Here is a 19,176-nt window from a genome sequence, read left to right as displayed (position 1 = left end):
CGGCCGCTGGCCTGAACTGCGTTACCCCAACGGTACATGAGGCTGCCGGCAATCGGCCGGCACGACCCACCGGGCTTCGATCGGGCTTCTGCTAAAATCCGGGGTCCATGTCGCGTACCTCATACCCCGCCCCGCCGCTGCCGCGCGCCGGCCAGCTCCGCGCCTGGTGGCGCGCCCCCGCCTCGCCGACCGCCCTGGCCTGGTACCTTGCCCAGGCCGCGCGTGCGCACGACGCCCCGCTGCTGGTGATCGCCCGTGACAACCACGGTGCCAACCAGCTCGAAGCCGACCTGCACACCCTGCTCGGCGGCGATCCGGCCCTGCCGGTGGTCGCCTTCCCGGACTGGGAAACCCTGCCCTACGACCGCTTCAGTCCGCATCCGGACATCATTTCGCAGCGCCTGGCCGCCCTGCACCGCCTGCCCGCGCTGAAGCGTGGCCTGGTGATCGTGCCGGTGCAGACCCTGCTGCAGCACCTGGCCCCGCGCAGCTACGTGATCGGTGGCAGCTTCGACCTGAAGGTCGGCCAGCGCCTGGACCTGGAAGCCGAGAAGCGCCGCCTGGAAAGCGCCGGCTACCGCAACGTGCCGCAGGTGATGGACCCGGGCGACTTCGCTGTGCGCGGCGGCCTGCTCGACGTGTACCCGATGGGTGCCGACGAGCCGCTGCGGGTGGAACTGCTGGACGAGGACATCGACTCGATCCGTGCCTTTGACCCGGAAAGCCAGCGTTCGCTGGACAAGGTCGAGGCGGTGCACATGCTGCCCGGCCGCGAAGTGCCGATGGATGAAGCCAGCATCGCCCGCGTGCTGGCCACGCTGCGCGAGCGGTTCGATGTCGATACCCGGCGCAGTTCGCTGTACCAAGACCTGAAGTCCGGACTGGCGCCGGCCGGCGTCGAGTACTACCTGCCGCTGTTCTTCGAACGCACCGCAACCCTGTTCGACTACCTGCCCAGCGGCAGCCTGCCGGTGGTCTGTGCCGGTGCGTATGAAGCGTCCGTCGCGTTCTGGGCGCAGACTGCGGACCGCTATGAGCAGCGCCGCCATGATGTGGAGCGCCCGCTGCTGCCGCCGTCGGCGTTGTACCTGTCGCCGGAGCTGCTGCGCGAGCGCCTGAACGATGCCCCGCGCATCGAGGTGTGGTCGGCTGACCATGCGCGCATCGCCGACGCGCACGCGCTGGGCGACCAGCCGCTGCCACCGCTGCCGGTGGCCGCGCGCGAAGCCCCCGCTGGCGAGGCGCTGAAATCCTTCCTCGGCCATTATCCGGGCCGGGTACTGATCGCCGCCGATTCACCCGGCCGCCGCGAGGCGCTGCTGGAAGTGCTGCAGGCCGCCGAGCTGAAGCCGCCGGTGGTGGCCGACCTGCCCAGCTTCCTCGCCGACGACGCGCGCTTCGCGATCGCGGTGGCACCGCTGGAGGATGGCTTCGCGCTGGACGATCCGCGCATCGCGGTGCTGACCGAGCGCCAGCTGTTCCCCGAGCGCGCCGGCAGCACCCGGCGCACGCGCCGTGCCGGCCGCGAGCCGGAAGCGATCATCCGCGACCTCGGTGAACTGACCGAGGGCGCGCCGATCGTGCACGAGGATCATGGCGTCGGCCGCTATCGTGGCCTGATCGCGATGGACGTCGGCGGCATGCCCGGCGAGTTCCTCGAAATCGAATATGCCAAGGGCGACCGCCTGTATGTGCCGGTCGCCCAGCTGCACCTGATCAGCCGCTATTCCGGTGCGTCGGCGGAAACCGCGCCGCTGCATTCGCTCGGTGGCGAGCAGTGGAGCAAGGCCAAGCGCAAGGCCGCCGAGAAAGTACGCGACGTCGCCGCCGAACTGCTGGAGATCCAGGCCCGCCGCCAGGCGCGTGCCGGCCTGGCACTGCAGATCGACCGCGCGATGTACGAGCCGTTCGCGGCCGGTTTCCCGTTCGAGGAGACCCCGGACCAGCTGGCCGCGATCGACGCCACCCTGCGCGACCTGGCCAGCAGCCAGCCGATGGACCGCGTGGTCTGCGGCGACGTCGGCTTCGGCAAGACCGAGGTGGCGGTGCGTGCGGCCTTTGCGGCCGCCAGTGCCGGCAAGCAGGTGGCTGTGCTGGTGCCGACCACGCTGCTGGCCGAACAGCATTACCGCAACTTCCGCGACCGCTTCGCCGATTACCCGCTGAAGGTCGAGGTGCTGTCGCGCTTCAAGACCACCAAGGAAATCAAGGCCGAGCTGGAAAAGGTCGCCGCCGGCACCATCGACGTGATCGTCGGTACCCATCGCCTGCTGCAGCCGGACGTGAAGTTCAAGGACCTGGGCATGGTCATCGTCGACGAGGAGCAGCGTTTCGGCGTACGCCAGAAGGAAGCGCTGAAGGCGCTGCGCGCCAACGTGCACCTGCTGACCCTGACCGCCACACCGATTCCGCGCACGCTCAACATGGCCATGGCCGGCCTGCGCGACCTGTCGATCATCGCCACGCCGCCGCCGAACCGGCTGGCGGTGCAGACCTTCATCACCCAGTGGGACAACGCGCTGCTGCGCGAAGCCTTCCAGCGCGAGCTGGCGCGTGGTGGCCAGCTGTATTTCCTGCACAACGACGTGGAGAGCATCGGCCGCATGCAGCGCGAGCTGTCCGAGCTGGTGCCGGAGGCGCGCATCGGCATCGCCCATGGGCAGATGCCCGAGCGCGAGCTGGAAAAGGTGATGCTGGATTTCCAGAAGCAGCGCTTCAACGTGCTGCTGTCGACCACGATCATCGAGTCGGGCATCGACATCCCCAACGCCAATACCATCATCATCAACCGTGCGGACCGTTTCGGCCTGGCCCAGCTGCACCAGCTGCGTGGCCGCGTCGGACGTTCGCACCACCGCGCCTACGCGTACCTGATCACGCCCGACCGCCGCGCGATCACCCCCGACGCTGAGAAGCGCCTGGAAGCGATCGCCTCGATGGACGAGCTGGGCGCCGGCTTCACCCTGGCCACGCACGATCTGGAAATCCGCGGTGCCGGCGAACTGCTCGGCGAGGACCAGAGCGGGCAGATGGCCGAGGTCGGCTTCAGCCTGTACACCGAGCTGCTGGAGCGCGCGGTGCGCAGCATCAAGCAGGGCAAGCTGCCCGACCTTGATGCCGGCGAGGAAGTGCGTGGTGCCGAGGTCGAACTGCATGTGCCGGCACTGATCCCGGAAGACTACCTGCCGGACGTGCATACCCGCCTGACCCTGTACAAGCGTATTTCCAGCGCGCGCGACAGCGATGCGCTGCGCGAACTGCAGGTGGAGATGATCGATCGCTTCGGCCTGCTGCCTGATGCGGCCAAGCACCTGTTCGCCATCGCCGAGCTGAAGCTGAAGGCCAACACGCTGGGCATCCGCAAGCTGGACCTGGGCGAAAATGGTGGCCGCATCGTGTTCGAATCCAAGCCGAACATCGACCCGATGGCGGTGATCCAGCTGATCCAGAAGCAACCGAACCTGTACGCCATGGAAGGGCCCGACAAGCTGCGCATCAAGCACCCGCTGCCGTTGCCGGAAGACCGCTTCAACGCGGCCCGCGCCCTTCTGACCACCCTCGCCCCGGGTTGATCGCCCCCCGAACACCCCGCACCGGCCCCCACCCGGTGCGGGCGGATGACCATGTTTCCTGACGCCGTACCCGCCCCCGACCTGCTGCACGCGCAGGCCTGCCTGATCGATGCCCTCTCGATGTCGCTGCAGATGCGCGACGCCTACACCCGCCATCACTGCGACCGCGTCGGCCTGTTCGCGCAGCGGCTGGCCGCGCACTGCGATCTCGACGACGAGGCCTGTGCGCAGGTCGGCCTGGCCGCGCGCTTCCACGACATCGGCAAGATCGGCATTCCCGACGACGTACTGCTGGCGCCGCGCCGGCATACCGATGAGGAGCGCGCGATCATGCGCGAGCATCCGGTGCGCGGCGAGCACATCTTCCTGGCCACCGGCCGCAGCGACGCCGCGCCCGTGGCGCGGCTGATCCGCGCCCATCACGAAGCCTTCGATGGCAGCGGCTATCCCGATGGGCTGCGCGGCGAATCCATCCCGCTGGGCGCGCGCATCGTCACCATCGCCGATGCCTACGATGCGATGACCAGCGTGCGCCCGTACCGCGACGCGATGGAGCACGAAACCGCGTTGCGGATCATCGATTCGCAGTCTGGAGGGCTGGTGGATCCCTACGTGCTGCAGCGCTTCCATCGCATGCTGGCGCGGGAGCCGGAGCTGGCCTGAGATCTTCCGGAAGGTGAAACGACCCGTCGGTAGAGTCGACTGTCAGTCGACTGCTCTTCGTCCAGATCGCGAAAATCCCGCGCTGCGCGCGATAGTCGACTGACAGTCGACTCTACCAGTCGGCGCTGCGCTACCGGCCTGGAAGACAAAAGGCCCGGCATTCGCCGGGCCTTTCGCATCACGCAGTCACGGGTGATCGATTACCAGATCACCACGCGCTTGTCGTCGGCACGCACCATCGCGTCGCCGGCCTTGCACTGGAATGCAGCGGCATAGGACGGCATGTTCGACGGTGCGCCGTTGGCACGGAAGTTGGCCGGGGCGTGCGGATCGGTGTTCAGGCGGACGCGCAGCTCACCATCGGTGAAGTTGCGGCGCCACACGGTGGCCCAGTTCATGAAGAAGCGCTGGTCCTGGCTGTGGCCATCAACCTCGACATTGGCCTTCGGGTCTTCCTTCAGCGCCATCTGCAGCGCGTCGTAGGCCACGGTCAGGCCGCCCAGGTCGCCGATGTTCTCGCCCAGGGTCAGCTTGCCCTTCACGAACACGCCCGGCACCGATTCATAGCCGTCGAACTGCGCGACCAGCTGGTCGGTACGCTGGGTGAAGGCCTTGCGGTCGGCGTCGGTCCACCAGTTGTCGAAGTTGCCGTTGGCGGCGAACTGGCTGCCCGAGTCGTCGTAGCCGTGCATCATCTCGTGGCCGATGACCGCACCGATGCCGCCGTAGTTCAGCGCCGGATCGGCCTTGGCGTCGAAGAACGGCGCCTGCAGGATCGCCGCCGGGAACACGATCTCGTTCTTGGTGGCGTTGTAGTACGCGTTGACGGTCTGCGGGGTCATGCCCCACTCGGTCTTGTCCACCGGCTTGCCGATCTTGTCCAGCATGTAGCGGTAGTTGAATGCACGCGCCGCCTGCATGTTGCCCAGGTAGCTGTCGCCGTTGGTCTGCAGGCCCGCCCAGTCACGCCACTTGTCCGGGTAACCGATCTTCGGGGTGAAGCTGGCCCACTTTTCCAGTGCCTTCTTCTTGGTTTCTTCGCCCATCCACGGCAGCTGCTCCAGGCGCGCCTTCAGGGCCTGCGACAGGTTTTCCACCAGGTGCTGCATGGCAACCTTCGACTCAGCCGGGAACACGGCGTCGACGTACAGCTGGCCCAGGGCTTCGCCCATGCCACCGTTGACCGACTCCAGCACGCGCTTCCAGCGCGGCTGCATTTCCTTCTGGCCACGCAGGGTGGTGCCGTAGAAATCGAAATTGGCCTTCTCGAACTGGCTGCTCAGGTACGGCGAGGCGTCGTCGATGGTGTGGAAGCGCAGGTAGGCCTGCCAGGTGCTGGCCGGCACATCGGCGAGCATCTTGTCCATTTCACCGAAGAAGCCCGGCTGGGCCAGCGAGAACTTCTGCGCGGCCGGCACCTTCAGGGTGTCGAACAGCGCGGTCCAGCTGAAGTTCGGGGTCAGCTTGTCGGCCTCAGCCGCGCTGAGCGGGTTGTAGCGCTTGGCCGGGTCACGCATTTCGATGCGCGACATCGAGGCCTTGGCCAGGCGGGTTTCGAAGGCCATCACGGCCTTGGCCTGCTCGGCGGCCTGTGCCGCGTCCACGCCGGACAGGGTCAGCACCTGTGCGATGTAGGCCACGTAGGCGTCGCGGATCTTGGCCTGCGCATCGTCGAAGTAGTAGCCCTTCTCCGGCAGGCCCAGGCCGCCCTGGCCGACGTAGGCGATGACGTTGGCCGAATCCTTGTAGTCGGCATTGGCGAACAGCGAGAACAGCACGCCCTTGCCCTCGGCCTGGCTGTCGCGCAGGTACTGGGTGATGGCAGCGGTGTCGTTCAGCGCGGTGATCTTGTCCAGCTGCGGCTGCAGCGGCGCCAGGCCGGCGGCTTCAATCTTGGCCTCGTCGTTGCCGGTCTTCCAGATGTCACCGATCTTGGCTTCCACCGAGCCGGCCTTGGCCTGGCTGGCGGCGGCCTGCTGCACCAGCGTGTGCTGCACTTCCAGCGAACGCTCGCGCAGGATCTCGAAGCTGCCCCAGGTGGTCTGGTCGCCCGGCACCGGGTTGGCCTTCAACCACTTGCTGTTGACGAAGCCATTGAGGTCGGTACAGGCCGGAATGGCCGGATCGAGGTCGGCGCTGTTGAGCGAGATCAGCGGCGTCTTGATCTGCGACAGGTCGAAGGCCGGCTTGGCGTCGGCACTGGCCGCCGGGGCGGTTTCGTTCTTGCCACAGGCCGCCAGTGAGGCAGCGATGGCGATGGTCAGGCCCAGCGGGACCAGGTTGCGGACGTTCATGAGGCTCTCCTGCGGGTAATTTCACAGGGTAGCCGCGGGAGCGACGCTGGGGACCGGCCAAAGGTCACGAGCGCATGGCGCGGCTCCGTCTGCATGCCGCTATGCTCTGGCTTCCGCGATCACTGGACTTCATGACCATGGACGAAGCTGCGCTGCTGCAGGCCATCGACGCTTGTGAGTGTCTGTTCCTGGCGGGCATCGGCGAGCCGGAAGCGAATCGTCTGCGCCTGGTCGTCGAGGAAGGCCTGGTGGTCGGAAAGCCCTCCCGTGTGGAGCTCGCTCATGGACGTTCAATCGATGATGCGCGTGCGATAGAGGTGATGCCCCACTCGCAGCGTTTTGAGCTGATCTGGGACCACTACATCAGCTACGCCGTGCACAACGAGTCCTACCAGAGCTGGGACGACGCCGAAACCTGGAGCGGCAACCTGTTCCGCCGCTACAGCCGTTCGAAGTTCCTCGATTATCTGGACCATGCCACCTTTGCCGATGTCAGTTACCCGGGCCCATTCACGCACTATCAGGTGATATGCCAGGAACACGTCATCGACATTGCCGCGTTGCAGCCGCCGAAGGTGCGCCGCATGGATCCCTCGTAGCTGGCTGATGCAGCCCCCATGGGTTTTGGCTCTACCGGGTTGCGACAGCGCCGGCCGAGCGTGGGCTCGGCTCTACAAAAGCGAAGGCCGGCTTGCGCCGGCCTTGTGCTTCTTACTTCGCCTTGCCCTGGTTGGCCACGGCTTCGGCGGCCTTGCGCGCTGCTTCCGGGTCGCCCAGGTAGCGGAACGACTGCACGGTCAGGTCGTCGTTCAGTTCGAACAGCAGCGGGATGCCGGTCGGGATGTTCAGCTCGAGGATCTCCTCGCGCGAGACATTGTTGAGGTACTTGTACAGCGCGCGCAGCGAGTTGCCGTGGGCGGTGACCAGCACGGTCTTGCCGTCCTTCAGCTGCGGCGCGATGGCGTCGTGCCAGTACGGCAGAACGCGGTCCAGGGTGGTGGCCAGCGACTCGGTGCCCGGCAGCGCGTTGCGGTCCAGACCGGCGTAGCGGCGGTCATGGATCGGGTGGCCCGGATCTTCCAGGTCCATCGGCGGCGGCGGGATGTCGTACGAACGGCGCCAGACCTTGACCTGCTCTTCGCCGTGCTTGGCCGCGGTCTCGGCCTTGTCCAGCCCCTGCAGGCCGCCGTAGTGCCGCTCGTTGAGGCGCCAGGACTTGTTCACCGGCAGCCAGTCCTGCTCCAGCTCGGCCAGCGCACCCTGCAGGGTGTGGATGGCACGCTTGAGCACGGAGGTGTGGGCGACGTCGAACTGCAGGCCTTCCTCGCGCATCAGGCGACCGGCGGCGGCCGCTTCCCGGCGCCCCTGCTCGGTCAGGTCGACATCGACCCAGCCGGTGAAGCGGTTGTCCAGGTTCCACTGGCTCTGGCCATGGCGCAACAGTACGAGTTTACGGGTCACTGCAGGGTCTCCAACGCGAGGAAAGGCAGGCCGCCATTGTAGCCCGGCCGCCGCTCACCGGGCCGTGGCGCCGCCCGTGCGATGCTGTGACCGATGAATACGGTGATCGATCCCGGATGTTGGGAAGGCAGCGTCTCTGCGGCACGCGCGCAGCAGCTCCAGCTGGCCGGCCGCGTGGAGCGCCAGGACCGCCTGCCACGCGACGTCCGTTGGCTGGCCGGGCTGGATGTTGGCTTTGAAGACGACGGCGCCATCACCCGCGCCGCGGCGGTACTGCTGGACGTGGAGACGCTGAAGCCCGTGGCGCAGGAGATCGCGCGCATCCCCACGGTGATGCCCTACATCCCCGGCCTGCTCAGCTTCCGCGAGCTGCCGGCACTGCTGGCCGCGCTGGCGCTGCTGCCGCGCACGCCGGACCTGGTGTTCGTCGATGGCCATGGCATCAGCCATCCGCGCCGGCTGGGCGTGGCCGCGCATCTGGGCGTGGTCACCGACCTGCCCAGCATCGGCGTGGCCAAGTCGAAGCTGGTGGGCCGGTTCGTCGAACCGGGCGCCGAGGCCGGTGCACATGCGCCGCTGCAGGATGGCGACGAACAACTGGGCTGGGTGCTGCGCAGCAAGGTGCGCTGCAAGCCGCTGTTCGTGGCCGGCGGCCATCGGGTCAGTGCCGATACCGCGCTGGACTGGGTGCAGCGCACGCTGCGCGGTTACCGGCTGCCGGAACCGACCCGGCTGGCGGATCGGCTGGCCTCGCGACGCGACGAATGACCGCACCGGGCATTCCCCGGTGCGGCTTTCATTTTCATTCAATGATGCACGTGGCCGCGATGGCCCTGCGCGTCCTCACCGTGGTCGTGGCCTTCATGGCCCTGCTGCGCGCCGCCCTTGGCCGACGCCGGTCCAGCGCAGGCTTCACCACAGTGGTCCGCTTCAATCTGCAGCGTCACGTGCTCGATGCCGAAGTCATCGTGCAGGCGCCCGCCCAGCTCACGGCGCAGCGCATCGGCGTCGGTGCCGTCGCGCATCACGATGTGCGCGGTCAGCGCCGGCGTGCTGGAGGCCAGCGCCCACACATGCAGGTCATGCACGTCCAGCACCGCAGCATGACCGGACAGGCTGTCGCGCACCTTGGCCACGTCCATGCCCTTGGGCACGCCTTCCAGCAGCACGTTGATCGCCTCGCGCATCAGCACGTAGGTGCGCGGCAGTACCCACAGGCCGATCAGCACCGCCAGGATCGGGTCGATCGGCTTCCAGCCGGTCCACTTGATCAACAACGCACCGGCGATCACCGCCACCGAGCCAAGCATGTCCGCCCACACTTCCAGGTAGGCGCCCTTCACGTTCAGGCTCTCGCCGCTGCCGGCCTGCAGCAGGCGCATCGAGATCAGGTTGATGACCAGGCCTGCGGCGGCGATCACCAGCATGCCCGAAGATGCGATCTCCTGCGGTTCGCGGAAACGACCGATCGCCTCCCACAGGATGTAGGCGGCGACCACGAACAGCATGGCGCCGTTGATCATCGCGCCCAGCGCTTCCAGGCGTGCATAGCCGTAGGTGCGGCGCGCGTCCGGCGGGCGTCGGCTCAACCGCACCGCGACCAGCGCAATCATTAGTGCCAGTGCATCGGTGGCCATGTGTGCCGCGTCGGACAGCAGCGCCAGGCTGTTGGTCCAGAACGCGCCCACCACCTCGATGACGAGGAAGGTGGAGGTCAGGCCGAGCGCCCACCACAAGGGTTTCTCGTGGCGGATCTGGGATGGCAGGTGATCGTGGTCGTGGCCCATGGCAACAGCTCCTTTGCGATGCGGTGCAGGCTACGCCGTGCTGGCGGGGGAGACTATTACGGTGTTTATAACATTGCAGGCGCGCGGCGCCGGTGTCGCCGGGCAAGGCCCGGCGCTACCGGAGCGTGGCCGGCAGCGCCAGGCCTGGCCTGGCGACCGCAGCGGACCGGCGTCCGCGTGCGGTCAGAACCCGAAGCGCAGGCTGGCCCAGTATGCGCGGCCCGGTTCGTTGTAGGTCGCCGCACCGGCATCGCTGCTGTTGGCCTCGCGGAACAGGCGCTTGTCGGCCAGGTTGTTCACGCCGAAGCCGAAGCTGACCGTCTCGGTCACCTTGTAGCGCGCGCTCACGCCCCAGATGTTGTAGGCACCGCGGTCCTGCAGCGCGATCGAGGGATCGCAGCTGCCGGTGCAGCGCGGATCATTGTTGATGTTGGCGGTGGCCGGTTCCTGCTTGCCGTAGAACGTGCCGGTCAGCAGCACCGACAGCTTGTCGGTGGCCTGCCAGTCCAGCATCGTGTTGACGGTGTACTTCGGGATCACCGACAGCGGCTGGCCGGTGCTCTTGTTCTCGTTTTCCACCATGTAGGTGAAGTTGTTGCTCCACTTCAGGCGGTTGCCCTGCTCGCCCAGCAGCGGGATCACCAGGTTGCCTTCAAGCCCCTGCACGATCGCCTTGGGCGCGTTCTCCCAGCGGAAGATGCGGCCCTTGGTGTCGGCGGTCAGGCCAATCTGGGTGTAGCCGGCCTGGATCTTGTCCTTGTAGTCGTTGTGGAAGTAGGTCAACGAGGCCTGCCAGCCGCTCTGCGGTGCCCACTCGATGCCCAGTTCCTTGTTCAGGCTGGTTTCCGCCTTCAGGTCCGCGTTGCCGCGCATGTAGCAACCGGCACCCAGGCTCGGCAGTGCATTCGGGCAGCCGTTGCCACGGGTGTAGTACAGATAGTCCGGATTGGACTGGTACAGGTTCGGCGCCTTGAACGCGCGGGCGATGCCGCCCTTCACCACCCAGTCGCTGTTGATGCGGAACTGCGCATTGAGGCTGGGGCTGGTGTTGTTGCCGAACTGGCTGTGGTGGTCGAAGCGCAGGCCCGGGGTGACGATCCAGCGCTCACCCAGGTAGATGTTGTCTTCGACGAACACTGCGGTGGTCTGCGCGTCGGCCTTGCCCCGCGCGCGATCGGCCGACAGCCCCGGGATGCCGCCGCCGCTGCTGCTGGACTGGCTCATCGAGTACGGGTCGGTCAGGCGGCTGTCCAGGTATTCAAAGCCCAGCGTCCAGATGTTCTCGACGCTGCCCAGCGAGGTCGGGAAGCTCACTTCGCCATCCAGCTGGTAGTTGCGCAGGCGCGAGGTCGACCAGTCGGTGCCGTTGAAGCTGCCTTCCGGGCCACCGGCCAGGCCTTCATTGATGCGCGAGTTGTTGACCGCTTCCACCGCGGCGGTCACCCGCGAGGTCACGTCGCCCCAGCGGCCGCGATGGGTGATCGCGCCGGTGTTGCGGTACATGCGGTTGGTTTCCGCTTCGCCGTCGGCCAGCGCTGCCAGGTCAACGCCGGTCGAGGTACCGGTAGTGCTGACCGCGCGGTCACCGGCGTAGATGTTGCCCTGGCGGCTGGTGCCGGCTTCGAACTCCACCACCTGGTCGGCGGTGATGTCCCAGCGCAGCAACGCGTTGACGTCGCGGTTCTTGACACCCTCGCGGCCAGCCGGCGGCACCGCGTTCGGGTTGGTGGCGTACTGGCGGTTGAGGTCCAGTGAGTCGGCGTCGGTCTTGTTGAGGTTGCCGTACAGGCGGAACGACAGGGTGTCGGTCATCGGCCCGCTCAGCTGCAGGCCGACGCGCTCGCTGCCGCCTTCGGCGCTGTGCTCGGGCACCAGGCCATACAGGTCGACCGCTCCGGTCAGGTCGCCGGTCGGGCGCTTGGTGATGATGTTGACCACGCCACCGGACGCACCGGAGCCATAGCGTGCCGCCGCAGGGCCGCGCAGCACTTCGATGCGCTCGATCATTTCCGCCGGCACCCAGTTGGTATCACCGCGGGTATTGCGCTCACCGCTACGGCCCATGCGCACGGCATCACGCGCACCGATGCGCTTGCCGTCGACCAGGATCAGGGTGTTTTCCGGGCCCATGCCACGCAGGTCGATCTGGCGGTTGTTGCCGTACTGGCCCGAGGCGCTGTTGCCGGTGAGGTTGACGCCTGGCATGGTGCGCAGCAGCTCGGCGATGTCGTTGGCCGGCGGGCGCTTGGCGATGTCCTCGGCGGTGATGGTCGAGGTACCCAGTGCCTGGCGGGCAATCTGCGAGGCGGTGACATGCACCGTGTCGATATCGGTGGCGTCGGTTTCAGCCCGGGCGGTCAGGGCGCTTCCCGCCAGCAGGGCGGCAACGGCGAGCGCCAGCGGGCGCGGCGAAAGGACAACGGCAGGAGACATGATCTGGACCTTCTGGCAGGGCAACGGGGCCTCTGGCAAAGGGCTTGAGGCAACGACGAGGGGGAGGCGGAGCGTCGCTGCAGTCGCCTGCGGGCCGATCCGTGCGCGCATTCTCCCATCAATGCGAGTGATTCTCAAATGCGTTCACTCATTGCCGCCGCGGCGCCGACGTGCTTTGCGCGCCGTGCAACCCTGCATCGCGCATAAACTGACCGGCCAACCCGCCATCAACCGTGCGCCACCGCGGCCGATACCCGTGGTTTGCCGTACGCAGTCAGAGATCGACGTGGAACCACCCCAACTGGACGATGCCAGCCAACCGCTGGCCGAGGCCTGGCAGCACTGCCTGCAACAGGCCGGCCCTGCCGCCACCGCGCTGCTGCACGCCGCCGCCGCCGATGCCCCGCCGGCGCTGGCCCAACGCTTCTACGAGGTACTGCTGCAGGACGGGCGTGCACGCCGCTTCCTGTCCCACGATCAGGTCAAGCAGCGCCTGCAGCCGGCCATGCAGCGCTGGCTGGTGCAGTTGCTGACCACCAATGCCGACGGTATTGCCGGCGCCGTTGCCTCGCAGCGGGTGATCGGCGATGTGCATGCCCGGGTCGGTATTCCGGTCGACCTGGTCACCCGCGGCGCGCGCGTGCTCAAGCACGAACTGTTCGTGCGCCTGCACGACGACGCGCCCGACAGTGCCACTGCGTTCGCCGCCATCGACTGCCTCAGCGCGATCATGGACATCGCCATGGAAGGCATGACCCTGGCCTATACCCATGCACGCGAGCGCTCGACCCGCGCCGATGCTGCGTACCGGCTGTTCTCGCTGGTGCAGAACGTCGGCACCGAACGCGAACGCCAGCGCGCACTGCTGCTGGACTGGGAGAACGCCCTGCTCTACGCGCTCGCTGGCCACGTACAGGCCAGCGACAGCGCCAGCCTGGCCACTTCCGAGTTCGGCCTGTGGTTCACCCACAAGGGCATCCCCAGCTTCGGCGAGAGCAGCGAGACCCGGCAGGTCGGCCAGCTGATGGCCCGCATCGACAGCAACCTGCAGCGGGCGAGCAACGATGCCCCGGCACAACGACTGGCGGTGCTGCCGGCCATCCGCGAGGACCTGGCCGCCATCCGCACCCTGATGACGCTGCTGTTCGAGCGCATCGGCGAGCTGGATGCCGGCAGCGATGCGCTGACCAACCTGCTCAACCGCCGCTTCCTGCCTACCGTGCTGCGCCGGGAGATCGAGCTGGCCACGCGCAACCGCACGCCGTTCTCGCTGCTGCTGCTCGACCTGGATCACTTCAAGGCGATCAACGACGGCCACGGCCACGACGCCGGGGACCGCGCGCTGCAGCACGTCGCCGGCCTGCTCGGCCAGCTGACCCGCGGCAGTGACTACCTGTTCCGCTATGGCGGCGAGGAGTTCGTGGTGGTGCTGGTCGCGGCCAGTGAATCACAGGCCGCGGTGATCGCCGAAAGCCTGCGGCGGCAGATCGCGCAGTCACCGGTGGCATTGGCCAACGGCCAGGTACTGGCACTGACCGCCAGCATCGGCGTAGCCGGCCATGACGGCCACCCGGACTACGAGCGGCTGATGGCACGGGCCGATGCGGCGATGTACGAGGCCAAGCGCAGCGGCCGCAACCGCGTGGTAGTGGCCAGCGCGGACCTTGAGGAAGCACCGGGACGGCGTGCACTGCAGCGATGACGACAGGACAGGTAGAGTCGACCGCTGGTCGACTATCGCACGCAGCGCGGGATTTTTCGCACGCGGGGCGAAGAGCAGTCGACTGACAGTCGACTCTACCGACAGTCGACTCTACCGGTTCGCCCGCCAGCCGATGCATTGGACGCCACCACCCGCCATGCTGCCCACCACAGCAGCGCCAGTGCCGCGATGCCTGCACCCAGCAGGCACACCTATGCCGGGCCTGCATCCAGGGCCCGGCAGCCGCACCGGCACCACTGCCCACTGCATAGAACAGCATGTACAACGCCACCAGGCGTCCATGCTGTTCTGCCGGTGCACGCAGCAGCAGCGCCTGGTTCGATACGTGCAGTGCCTGCCCACCGAGGTCGAGCACGATCACGCCCAGCAGCAGCAACGACAGCGACTGCGGCAGGCCCAGCAGCGGCCACCACGCGGCCAGCATCAGCAGCAGCCCGCCGAGACTGACCCGACCGGCGAAACCACGGTCCATCCAGTGCCCGACCCGCGCCGCCATCAAGGCGCCCACTACGCCGGCCAGGCCCAGTGCGCCGATGGCCGCGGTGGACCACTGCAACGGCGGCGCCGACAGCGGCAGCGGCACCGCCGCCCAGAACACGTTGAGGCCAGCAAACAGCAGCAATGCCAGCGGCCCACGCTCGCGCAGCGCGCGGTCCCGGCGCAGCATGCCCAGCATCGAACCCAGCAGTTCGCGCCAGCGCGGTGGTACCGCCGGCACCGGCACCGCCGGCAGGCGCCGCCACAGCAGCCCGGCCAGGGCCGCCATCAGCGCTGCCGACAGCAGATAGACCGCCCGCCAGCCGACGGTGGCCGCGACCGCGCCCGATACAACGCGCGCCAGCAACAGGCCGATGAACACGCCGCCCTGCACCACGCCCACCAGGCGCCCGCGCTGCTCGGGCGGCGCAAGCGTGGCGGTATAGGCGATCAAGCCCTGGGTCAGCGCGGTGCCCAACAGCCCGGCCAGCAGCATGCCCGACAACAGCCAACCGGCCGTGCGTGCCGCTGCCAGCCACAGCAGGGCCAGCACCAGCGCCATCAACCGCATCCGCAGCAGGCGTCGCCGGTCACCGCGATCGGCGAGCGGCAGCAGGCCCAGCAATGCCAGCACACTGCCGGCCTGGGTTGCCGCCAACACTGCGCCCGCCACGGCACGGTCCAATGCGAAGGCCTGTGCCAGCCGATCCAGCAGCGGTTGCGCGTAATAGACGTTGGCAACGCTGGCGCCGGCCGCGACCGCGAGCAGGGTCAGCAATGGGCGGGACATCGATGCGCTCATGATGTAGTTGCAATTTGAAACTTGATGCAGGCTATCGTCATTGGTTTTAAACTGCAACCACATTCGGAGGCCACAGCATGCACGCCAACAGTCCCTGCCCCGTTGCCCGCAGCGCCGACCTGCTCGGTGATCGCTGGGCACTGCTGGTGATCCGCGATGCCTTCGACGGCGTCACGCGCTTTGGCGACTTCCAGCGCAGCCTCGGCGCGGCGCGCAACATCCTCAGCGATCGCCTGCGCAGGCTGGTCGAGGCCGGCATCCTGCAACTGCAACCGGCCTCCGATGGCTCGGCCTACCAGGAATACGTGCTCACCCGCGCCGGCCAGGAACTGTTCCCGCTGCTGGTCGCGCTGCGCCAGTGGGGAGAACGCCATCGCTTCAGCGCCGGTGAAGCCCATTCGCAGTTGATCGAATCCAGCACGCGGCGACCACTGCCCTACATGCAGCCACACGGGCGCGACGGTCAGCCGCTGCAGGCCGCCGCCACCCGCGTGCGCAAGCTCAAGGACGACCGGCGCGGCGCCTGATCCGCCCATTCGCGCACACCACGATCGGGCCGCGCCGGTTAGCATCGGAGGTTTCCGCCGCCGGACGCCGCCGATGCCGCGCTATCGCCCTTTCCTGCTGACCGCCCTGCTGTTGCCGCTGCTGGCCTGCGCCACAGCAACCACGCAGGCCCGCGAGGTTGCCGCGCCCGCCGACCACGTGCAGGCCGATGGCCCCTATGTATTCCGCCAGGGCGACCAGCTGCAGGCCAAGTGGATCTGCGACGACAAGGTCGAGTCGCGCTCGCTGGCCATCAACACGACGGGCACCGATATCGCGCCGCGCTGTGGCTACGAACACACCGTGCACGTGGCCGCGCCGAATGCGGCCTCGGTCTCCGTGCTGCCGGCCGCGCCGCGCATCGTCGCGCTGTCGGACATCCATGGCCAGTACGGGCTGCTGGTGCGCCTGCTGCGCGCCCACCAGGTCATCGACGCCCAGGATCGCTGGGCCCTGGGCAAGGACACGCTGGTCATCGCTGGCGATGTATTCGACCGCGGCCCGCAGGTGACCGAGGCGTTCTGGCTGCTGTACGGCCTGCAGCAGCAGGCCGCCGCCGCCGGTGGCGCAGTGCACTTCGTGCTAGGCAACCACGAAACCATGGTGCTGTACGACGACCTGCGCTACGTCAACCCGAAGTACCTGCGCAGCGCCCAGCTGCTGGGCCGCAGCTACCCGCAACTGTATGGCGCCGACTCGGTGATCGGGCAGTGGCTGCGCACCCGCCCGGTGCTGCTGAAGATCGGCGATACCCTGTTCCTGCATGGCGGCATCTCGCCCGAGGCGTTGCAGCTGGCGCTGGACCCGGTACGCACCAATGCGGCCTACCAGGCCTCTCTGGGCCTGCCCAAGGCCGAAGTGAAGGCCGACCCGGCCACCGCACCGCTGTATGACGGCAAGACCAGCCCGATCTGGTACCGCGGCTATTTCGATGGCCGCCTCGACACCGCGGCGGTACAGGCCGTGCTCGACCGCCTGCAGCTCACGCGCATCGTGGTCGGCCACACCTCGATGCCGCACGTCAGCAGCTTCCATGGCGACCGCGTGATCGCCATCGACAGCAGCATCAAGAACGGCGAGAACGGCGAACTGCTGTTCATCGAGGATGGCAGGCTCAGCCGCGGCCTGCTGGACGGCTCACGGGTGCCGCTGGCACTGGGTGAGCCGGGCCTGCAGGACTGAATGGCGGGACAGCGCGACGGTGCCGGGAGGTGCCGGCGCGCTCCACCTTCACCCGGTTTGCGGCTACCCTCGGCAGCCGAGAGGCCCGCCCCGTCCACCCGCTGGGCCCGACCGTTACAGGAGCTCCCCGCGCATGCGCGTTCTGATTGCTGAAGACGACCCGGACATCGCCTCCGGCCTGTGCGCCTCGCTGCGCCGGCAGGGGCATGTGGTCGACCACGTCGACAACGGCGCGCACGCCGACGCCGCGCTGGGTTCGACCCAATACGCGCTGCTGGTGCTGGACCTGGGCCTGCCGCAGCTGGATGGCCGCGACGTGCTGCAGCGCCTGCGCCAGCGCGGCGATGGCCTGGCGGTACTGGTGGTGACCGCCCGCGACGGCCTGGCCGAACGCGTGCGCGTGCTCGACCTCGGTGCCGACGACTACCTGGTCAAGCCATTCGCACTGGACGAATTCGAAGCCCGCGTGCGCGCACAGCTGCGCCGCGTGACCAGCAATGGCAACCCGGACCTGCGCATCGGCCGCCTGCGCATCGATCTGGCCGGGCATCGGGTGTGGATCGACGACCAGTCGCTGGAACTGACCGCACGCGAGTTCGGCCTGCTGTCGGCACTGGCGGTACGCGCCGAGCGCATCGTCTCGCGCGCACAGCTGGTGGAGGCGCTGTGCGACTGGGGCCAGGACCTGACCGACAACGGCCTGGACATCGCCCTGCACCGCCTGCGCCGCAAGCTGCAGCCCGGCGGCATGGGCATCCGCACCGTGCGCGGACTGGGCTACATGCTGGAAGACGCGCAGGACGACAGCGCCCCGTGATCAGTGGCCCCCCCAGCCTGCGCCGGCGCCTGCTCGCCTTCCTGGCGTTGCCGATGCTGGGCCTGCTTACCTTCAATACGATCCTGGCCTATTACGTTGCGTTGGATTATTCCAACCGCATCCACGACCGTAACCTGATCGACGACACGCACTCGTTCGCGCAGATGCTGAGCACCATGCCGGTGACCAGCGACCTGTCTCCGCAGGCGCGCTTCCTGATCGAATACGAGCCCGACGGCCATCGCTATTTCAACGTGGACAGCAGCCGCCAGGGGACACTCAGCGGCAATGCGGATTTCAGTGCCTACGCGCCTTCGCAGGAATGCACCGGCGTGGACCCCACCCTGTACGATGGCATTCTCAACGGCCAGCCGGTGCGCATGGCCACCGTCTGCACGCGTGCGATGAACGATCCGCAGGACCAGCTGGCGGTGACGGTGGCCGAAAGCATGGCCGAACGACGCCAGCGCGCGCGAGAGATTCTGATGATCATCATCCCGCTGATGACCATGCTGGCGCTGGGCACCGCCGCGCTGGTCTGGTTCGGGGTGACCCATGGCCTGCGCATCCTGACCCCGCTGAGGACCCGCCTGGCGCAGCGCCGCGGCGAACTGGCACCGATCTCCGATGCCGACGTGCCCGAAGAGATCCAGCCGCTGATCAGCACCATCGACGATCTGTTCGCGCGCCAGGCGGAAATGATCACGCTGCAGAACCGCTTCATCGCCGATGCCGCGCACCAGCTGCGTTCGCCGCTGGCCGGCATGGCCCTGCATGTGGACCAGGCACTGGCACATGGCGACCCGGACACGGTGCGCGAGGCATTGCAGCACATCCGCCGGCTCAACCAGCGCACCGCCCGGGTCAGCACCCAGCTGCTCGCACTGAGCCGGGCGCAGACCGTGCCCGATACCGTGGAGGCACTGGACCTGTGCGAGCTGGTGCCGCAGTGGGTCGGCATGCGCGTGCCCGAAGCGATCCGCGATGGCATCGATCTGGGCTACCGCGGCAGCCCCCACCCGCTGCGCGTGCTCGGCAACGGTGCCCAGCTGCAGGAAGCACTGGACAACCTGATCGACAACGCGCTGCGCTATGCCGGCCGCGATGCGACCGTCACGGTCGGCGTGCATGCGCTGGATGACAATGACGTCGAACTGTACGTGGAGGACAACGGCCCCGGCGTGCCCGAGGACGTGATGCCACGGCTGGGCGAGCGCTTCTTCCGAGCGCCTGGCACCGCAGCCAGCGGCACCGGCCTGGGCCTGGCCATCGCGCACGAAGCGGTGGAGCATTCCGGCGGCCGCCTGACCTTCCTCAACCGCGCCGGTGGGGGCCTGAAGGTCGCCATCACACTGCCGCTGCTGAAGGCCCCCTGACCCGTACCGGGGCGCTGAAAGGCTGGCGAAAATCGCGCTTGCG

13 protein-coding genes and 1 pseudogene are annotated in these 19,176 nt (G+C 67.8%); 9 read left to right on the top strand and 5 right to left on the bottom strand.

What is annotated here, in order from left to right; translation table 11 throughout:
• Nucleotides 1–107 precede the first annotated feature (107 nt).
• Both mfd and AC5P5W_RS01680 read left to right on the top strand, forming a co-directional pair.
• Nucleotides 108–3,572, top strand: coding sequence for a transcription-repair coupling factor (gene mfd, locus AC5P5W_RS01685; RefSeq protein WP_197574153.1), 3,465 nt, complete (start codon nucleotides 108–110; stop codon nucleotides 3,570–3,572).
• Nucleotides 3,573–3,617: 45 nt separating this feature from the next.
• Nucleotides 3,618–4,235 carry an HD-GYP domain-containing protein gene (locus AC5P5W_RS01680; protein ID WP_014646442.1) on the top strand — a complete coding sequence of 206 codons (618 nt, stop codon included), beginning with the start codon at nucleotides 3,618–3,620 and terminating at the stop codon, nucleotides 4,233–4,235.
• Nucleotides 4,236–4,435: 200 nt separating this feature from the next.
• Here AC5P5W_RS01680 and AC5P5W_RS01675 read toward each other — a convergent pair whose 3' ends face one another.
• Complete coding sequence (locus AC5P5W_RS01675; RefSeq protein WP_197574154.1) at nucleotides 4,436–6,529, bottom strand: M13 family metallopeptidase; 2,094 nt, start codon at nucleotides 6,527–6,529, stop codon at nucleotides 4,436–4,438.
• A gap of 137 nt (nucleotides 6,530–6,666) precedes the next feature.
• Here AC5P5W_RS01675 and AC5P5W_RS01670 point away from each other — a divergent pair, with 137 nt between their 5' ends.
• Nucleotides 6,667–7,128 (top strand): hypothetical protein, encoded by a 462-nt coding sequence (locus AC5P5W_RS01670; RefSeq protein ID WP_227863652.1) that lies wholly within the window; start codon nucleotides 6,667–6,669, stop codon nucleotides 7,126–7,128.
• A gap of 112 nt (nucleotides 7,129–7,240) precedes the next feature.
• Here AC5P5W_RS01670 and gpmA read toward each other — a convergent pair whose 3' ends face one another.
• Nucleotides 7,241–7,990 (bottom strand): 2,3-diphosphoglycerate-dependent phosphoglycerate mutase, encoded by a 750-nt coding sequence (gene gpmA / locus AC5P5W_RS01665; protein ID WP_014036448.1) that lies wholly within the window; start codon nucleotides 7,988–7,990, stop codon nucleotides 7,241–7,243.
• Nucleotides 7,991–8,083: 93 nt separating this feature from the next.
• Between gpmA and nfi the strand changes: the two genes are divergently transcribed.
• The gene (gene nfi, locus AC5P5W_RS01660; protein WP_014646440.1) at nucleotides 8,084–8,758 is read left to right on the top strand and encodes a deoxyribonuclease V; all 675 of its coding nucleotides are present in this window, start codon (nucleotides 8,084–8,086) and stop codon (nucleotides 8,756–8,758) included.
• A 38-nt stretch (nucleotides 8,759–8,796) separates the two neighbouring features.
• On the opposite strand, the gene AC5P5W_RS01655 is transcribed toward nfi, so the two are convergent.
• A complete protein-coding gene (locus tag AC5P5W_RS01655) occupies nucleotides 8,797–9,777 on the bottom strand; it encodes a cation diffusion facilitator family transporter (protein ID WP_032958024.1) in 981 nt (326 codons plus the stop codon).
• 183 nt (nucleotides 9,778–9,960) lie between these two features.
• Entirely contained in the window at nucleotides 9,961–12,210 is a 2,250-nt protein-coding gene (locus AC5P5W_RS01650) for a TonB-dependent siderophore receptor (RefSeq protein ID WP_495220790.1), read from the bottom strand.
• Nucleotides 12,211–12,496: 286 nt separating this feature from the next.
• Between AC5P5W_RS01650 and AC5P5W_RS01645 the strand changes: the two genes are divergently transcribed.
• Entirely contained in the window at nucleotides 12,497–13,912 is a 1,416-nt protein-coding gene (locus tag AC5P5W_RS01645) for a GGDEF domain-containing protein (protein WP_032958025.1), read from the top strand.
• A 95-nt stretch (nucleotides 13,913–14,007) separates the two neighbouring features.
• On the opposite strand, the pseudogene AC5P5W_RS01640 reads toward AC5P5W_RS01645, so the two are convergent.
• Nucleotides 14,008–15,212 (bottom strand): annotated as a pseudogene (locus tag AC5P5W_RS01640) (MFS transporter).
• A gap of 77 nt (nucleotides 15,213–15,289) precedes the next feature.
• Between AC5P5W_RS01640 and AC5P5W_RS01635 the strand changes: the two are divergent.
• The 4 genes from AC5P5W_RS01635 to AC5P5W_RS01620 all read left to right on the top strand — a co-directional run bounded on the left by AC5P5W_RS01635 (nucleotide 15,290) and on the right by AC5P5W_RS01620 (nucleotide 19,133).
• Nucleotides 15,290–15,739 (top strand): winged helix-turn-helix transcriptional regulator, encoded by a 450-nt coding sequence (locus tag AC5P5W_RS01635; protein WP_126411857.1) that lies wholly within the window; start codon nucleotides 15,290–15,292, stop codon nucleotides 15,737–15,739.
• A gap of 73 nt (nucleotides 15,740–15,812) precedes the next feature.
• Complete coding sequence (locus tag AC5P5W_RS01630; RefSeq protein ID WP_197574156.1) at nucleotides 15,813–16,940, top strand: metallophosphoesterase; 1,128 nt, start codon at nucleotides 15,813–15,815, stop codon at nucleotides 16,938–16,940.
• 133 nt (nucleotides 16,941–17,073) lie between these two features.
• Nucleotides 17,074–17,757: a response regulator gene (locus AC5P5W_RS01625; protein WP_014646433.1), complete on the top strand. Its 684-nt coding sequence runs from the start codon at nucleotides 17,074–17,076 to the stop codon at nucleotides 17,755–17,757.
• Nucleotides 17,754–19,133 carry a sensor histidine kinase gene (locus AC5P5W_RS01620; protein WP_049441505.1) on the top strand — a complete coding sequence of 460 codons (1,380 nt, stop codon included), beginning with the start codon at nucleotides 17,754–17,756 and terminating at the stop codon, nucleotides 19,131–19,133. The genes AC5P5W_RS01625 and AC5P5W_RS01620 overlap by 4 nt, the downstream gene beginning before the upstream one ends.
• Nucleotides 19,134–19,176 lie beyond the last annotated feature (43 nt).

It is taken from the genome of Stenotrophomonas sp. YJH_SMC_123, from assembly GCF_059368215.1.
This window is presented reverse-complemented; position numbering and strand designations above follow the sequence as displayed.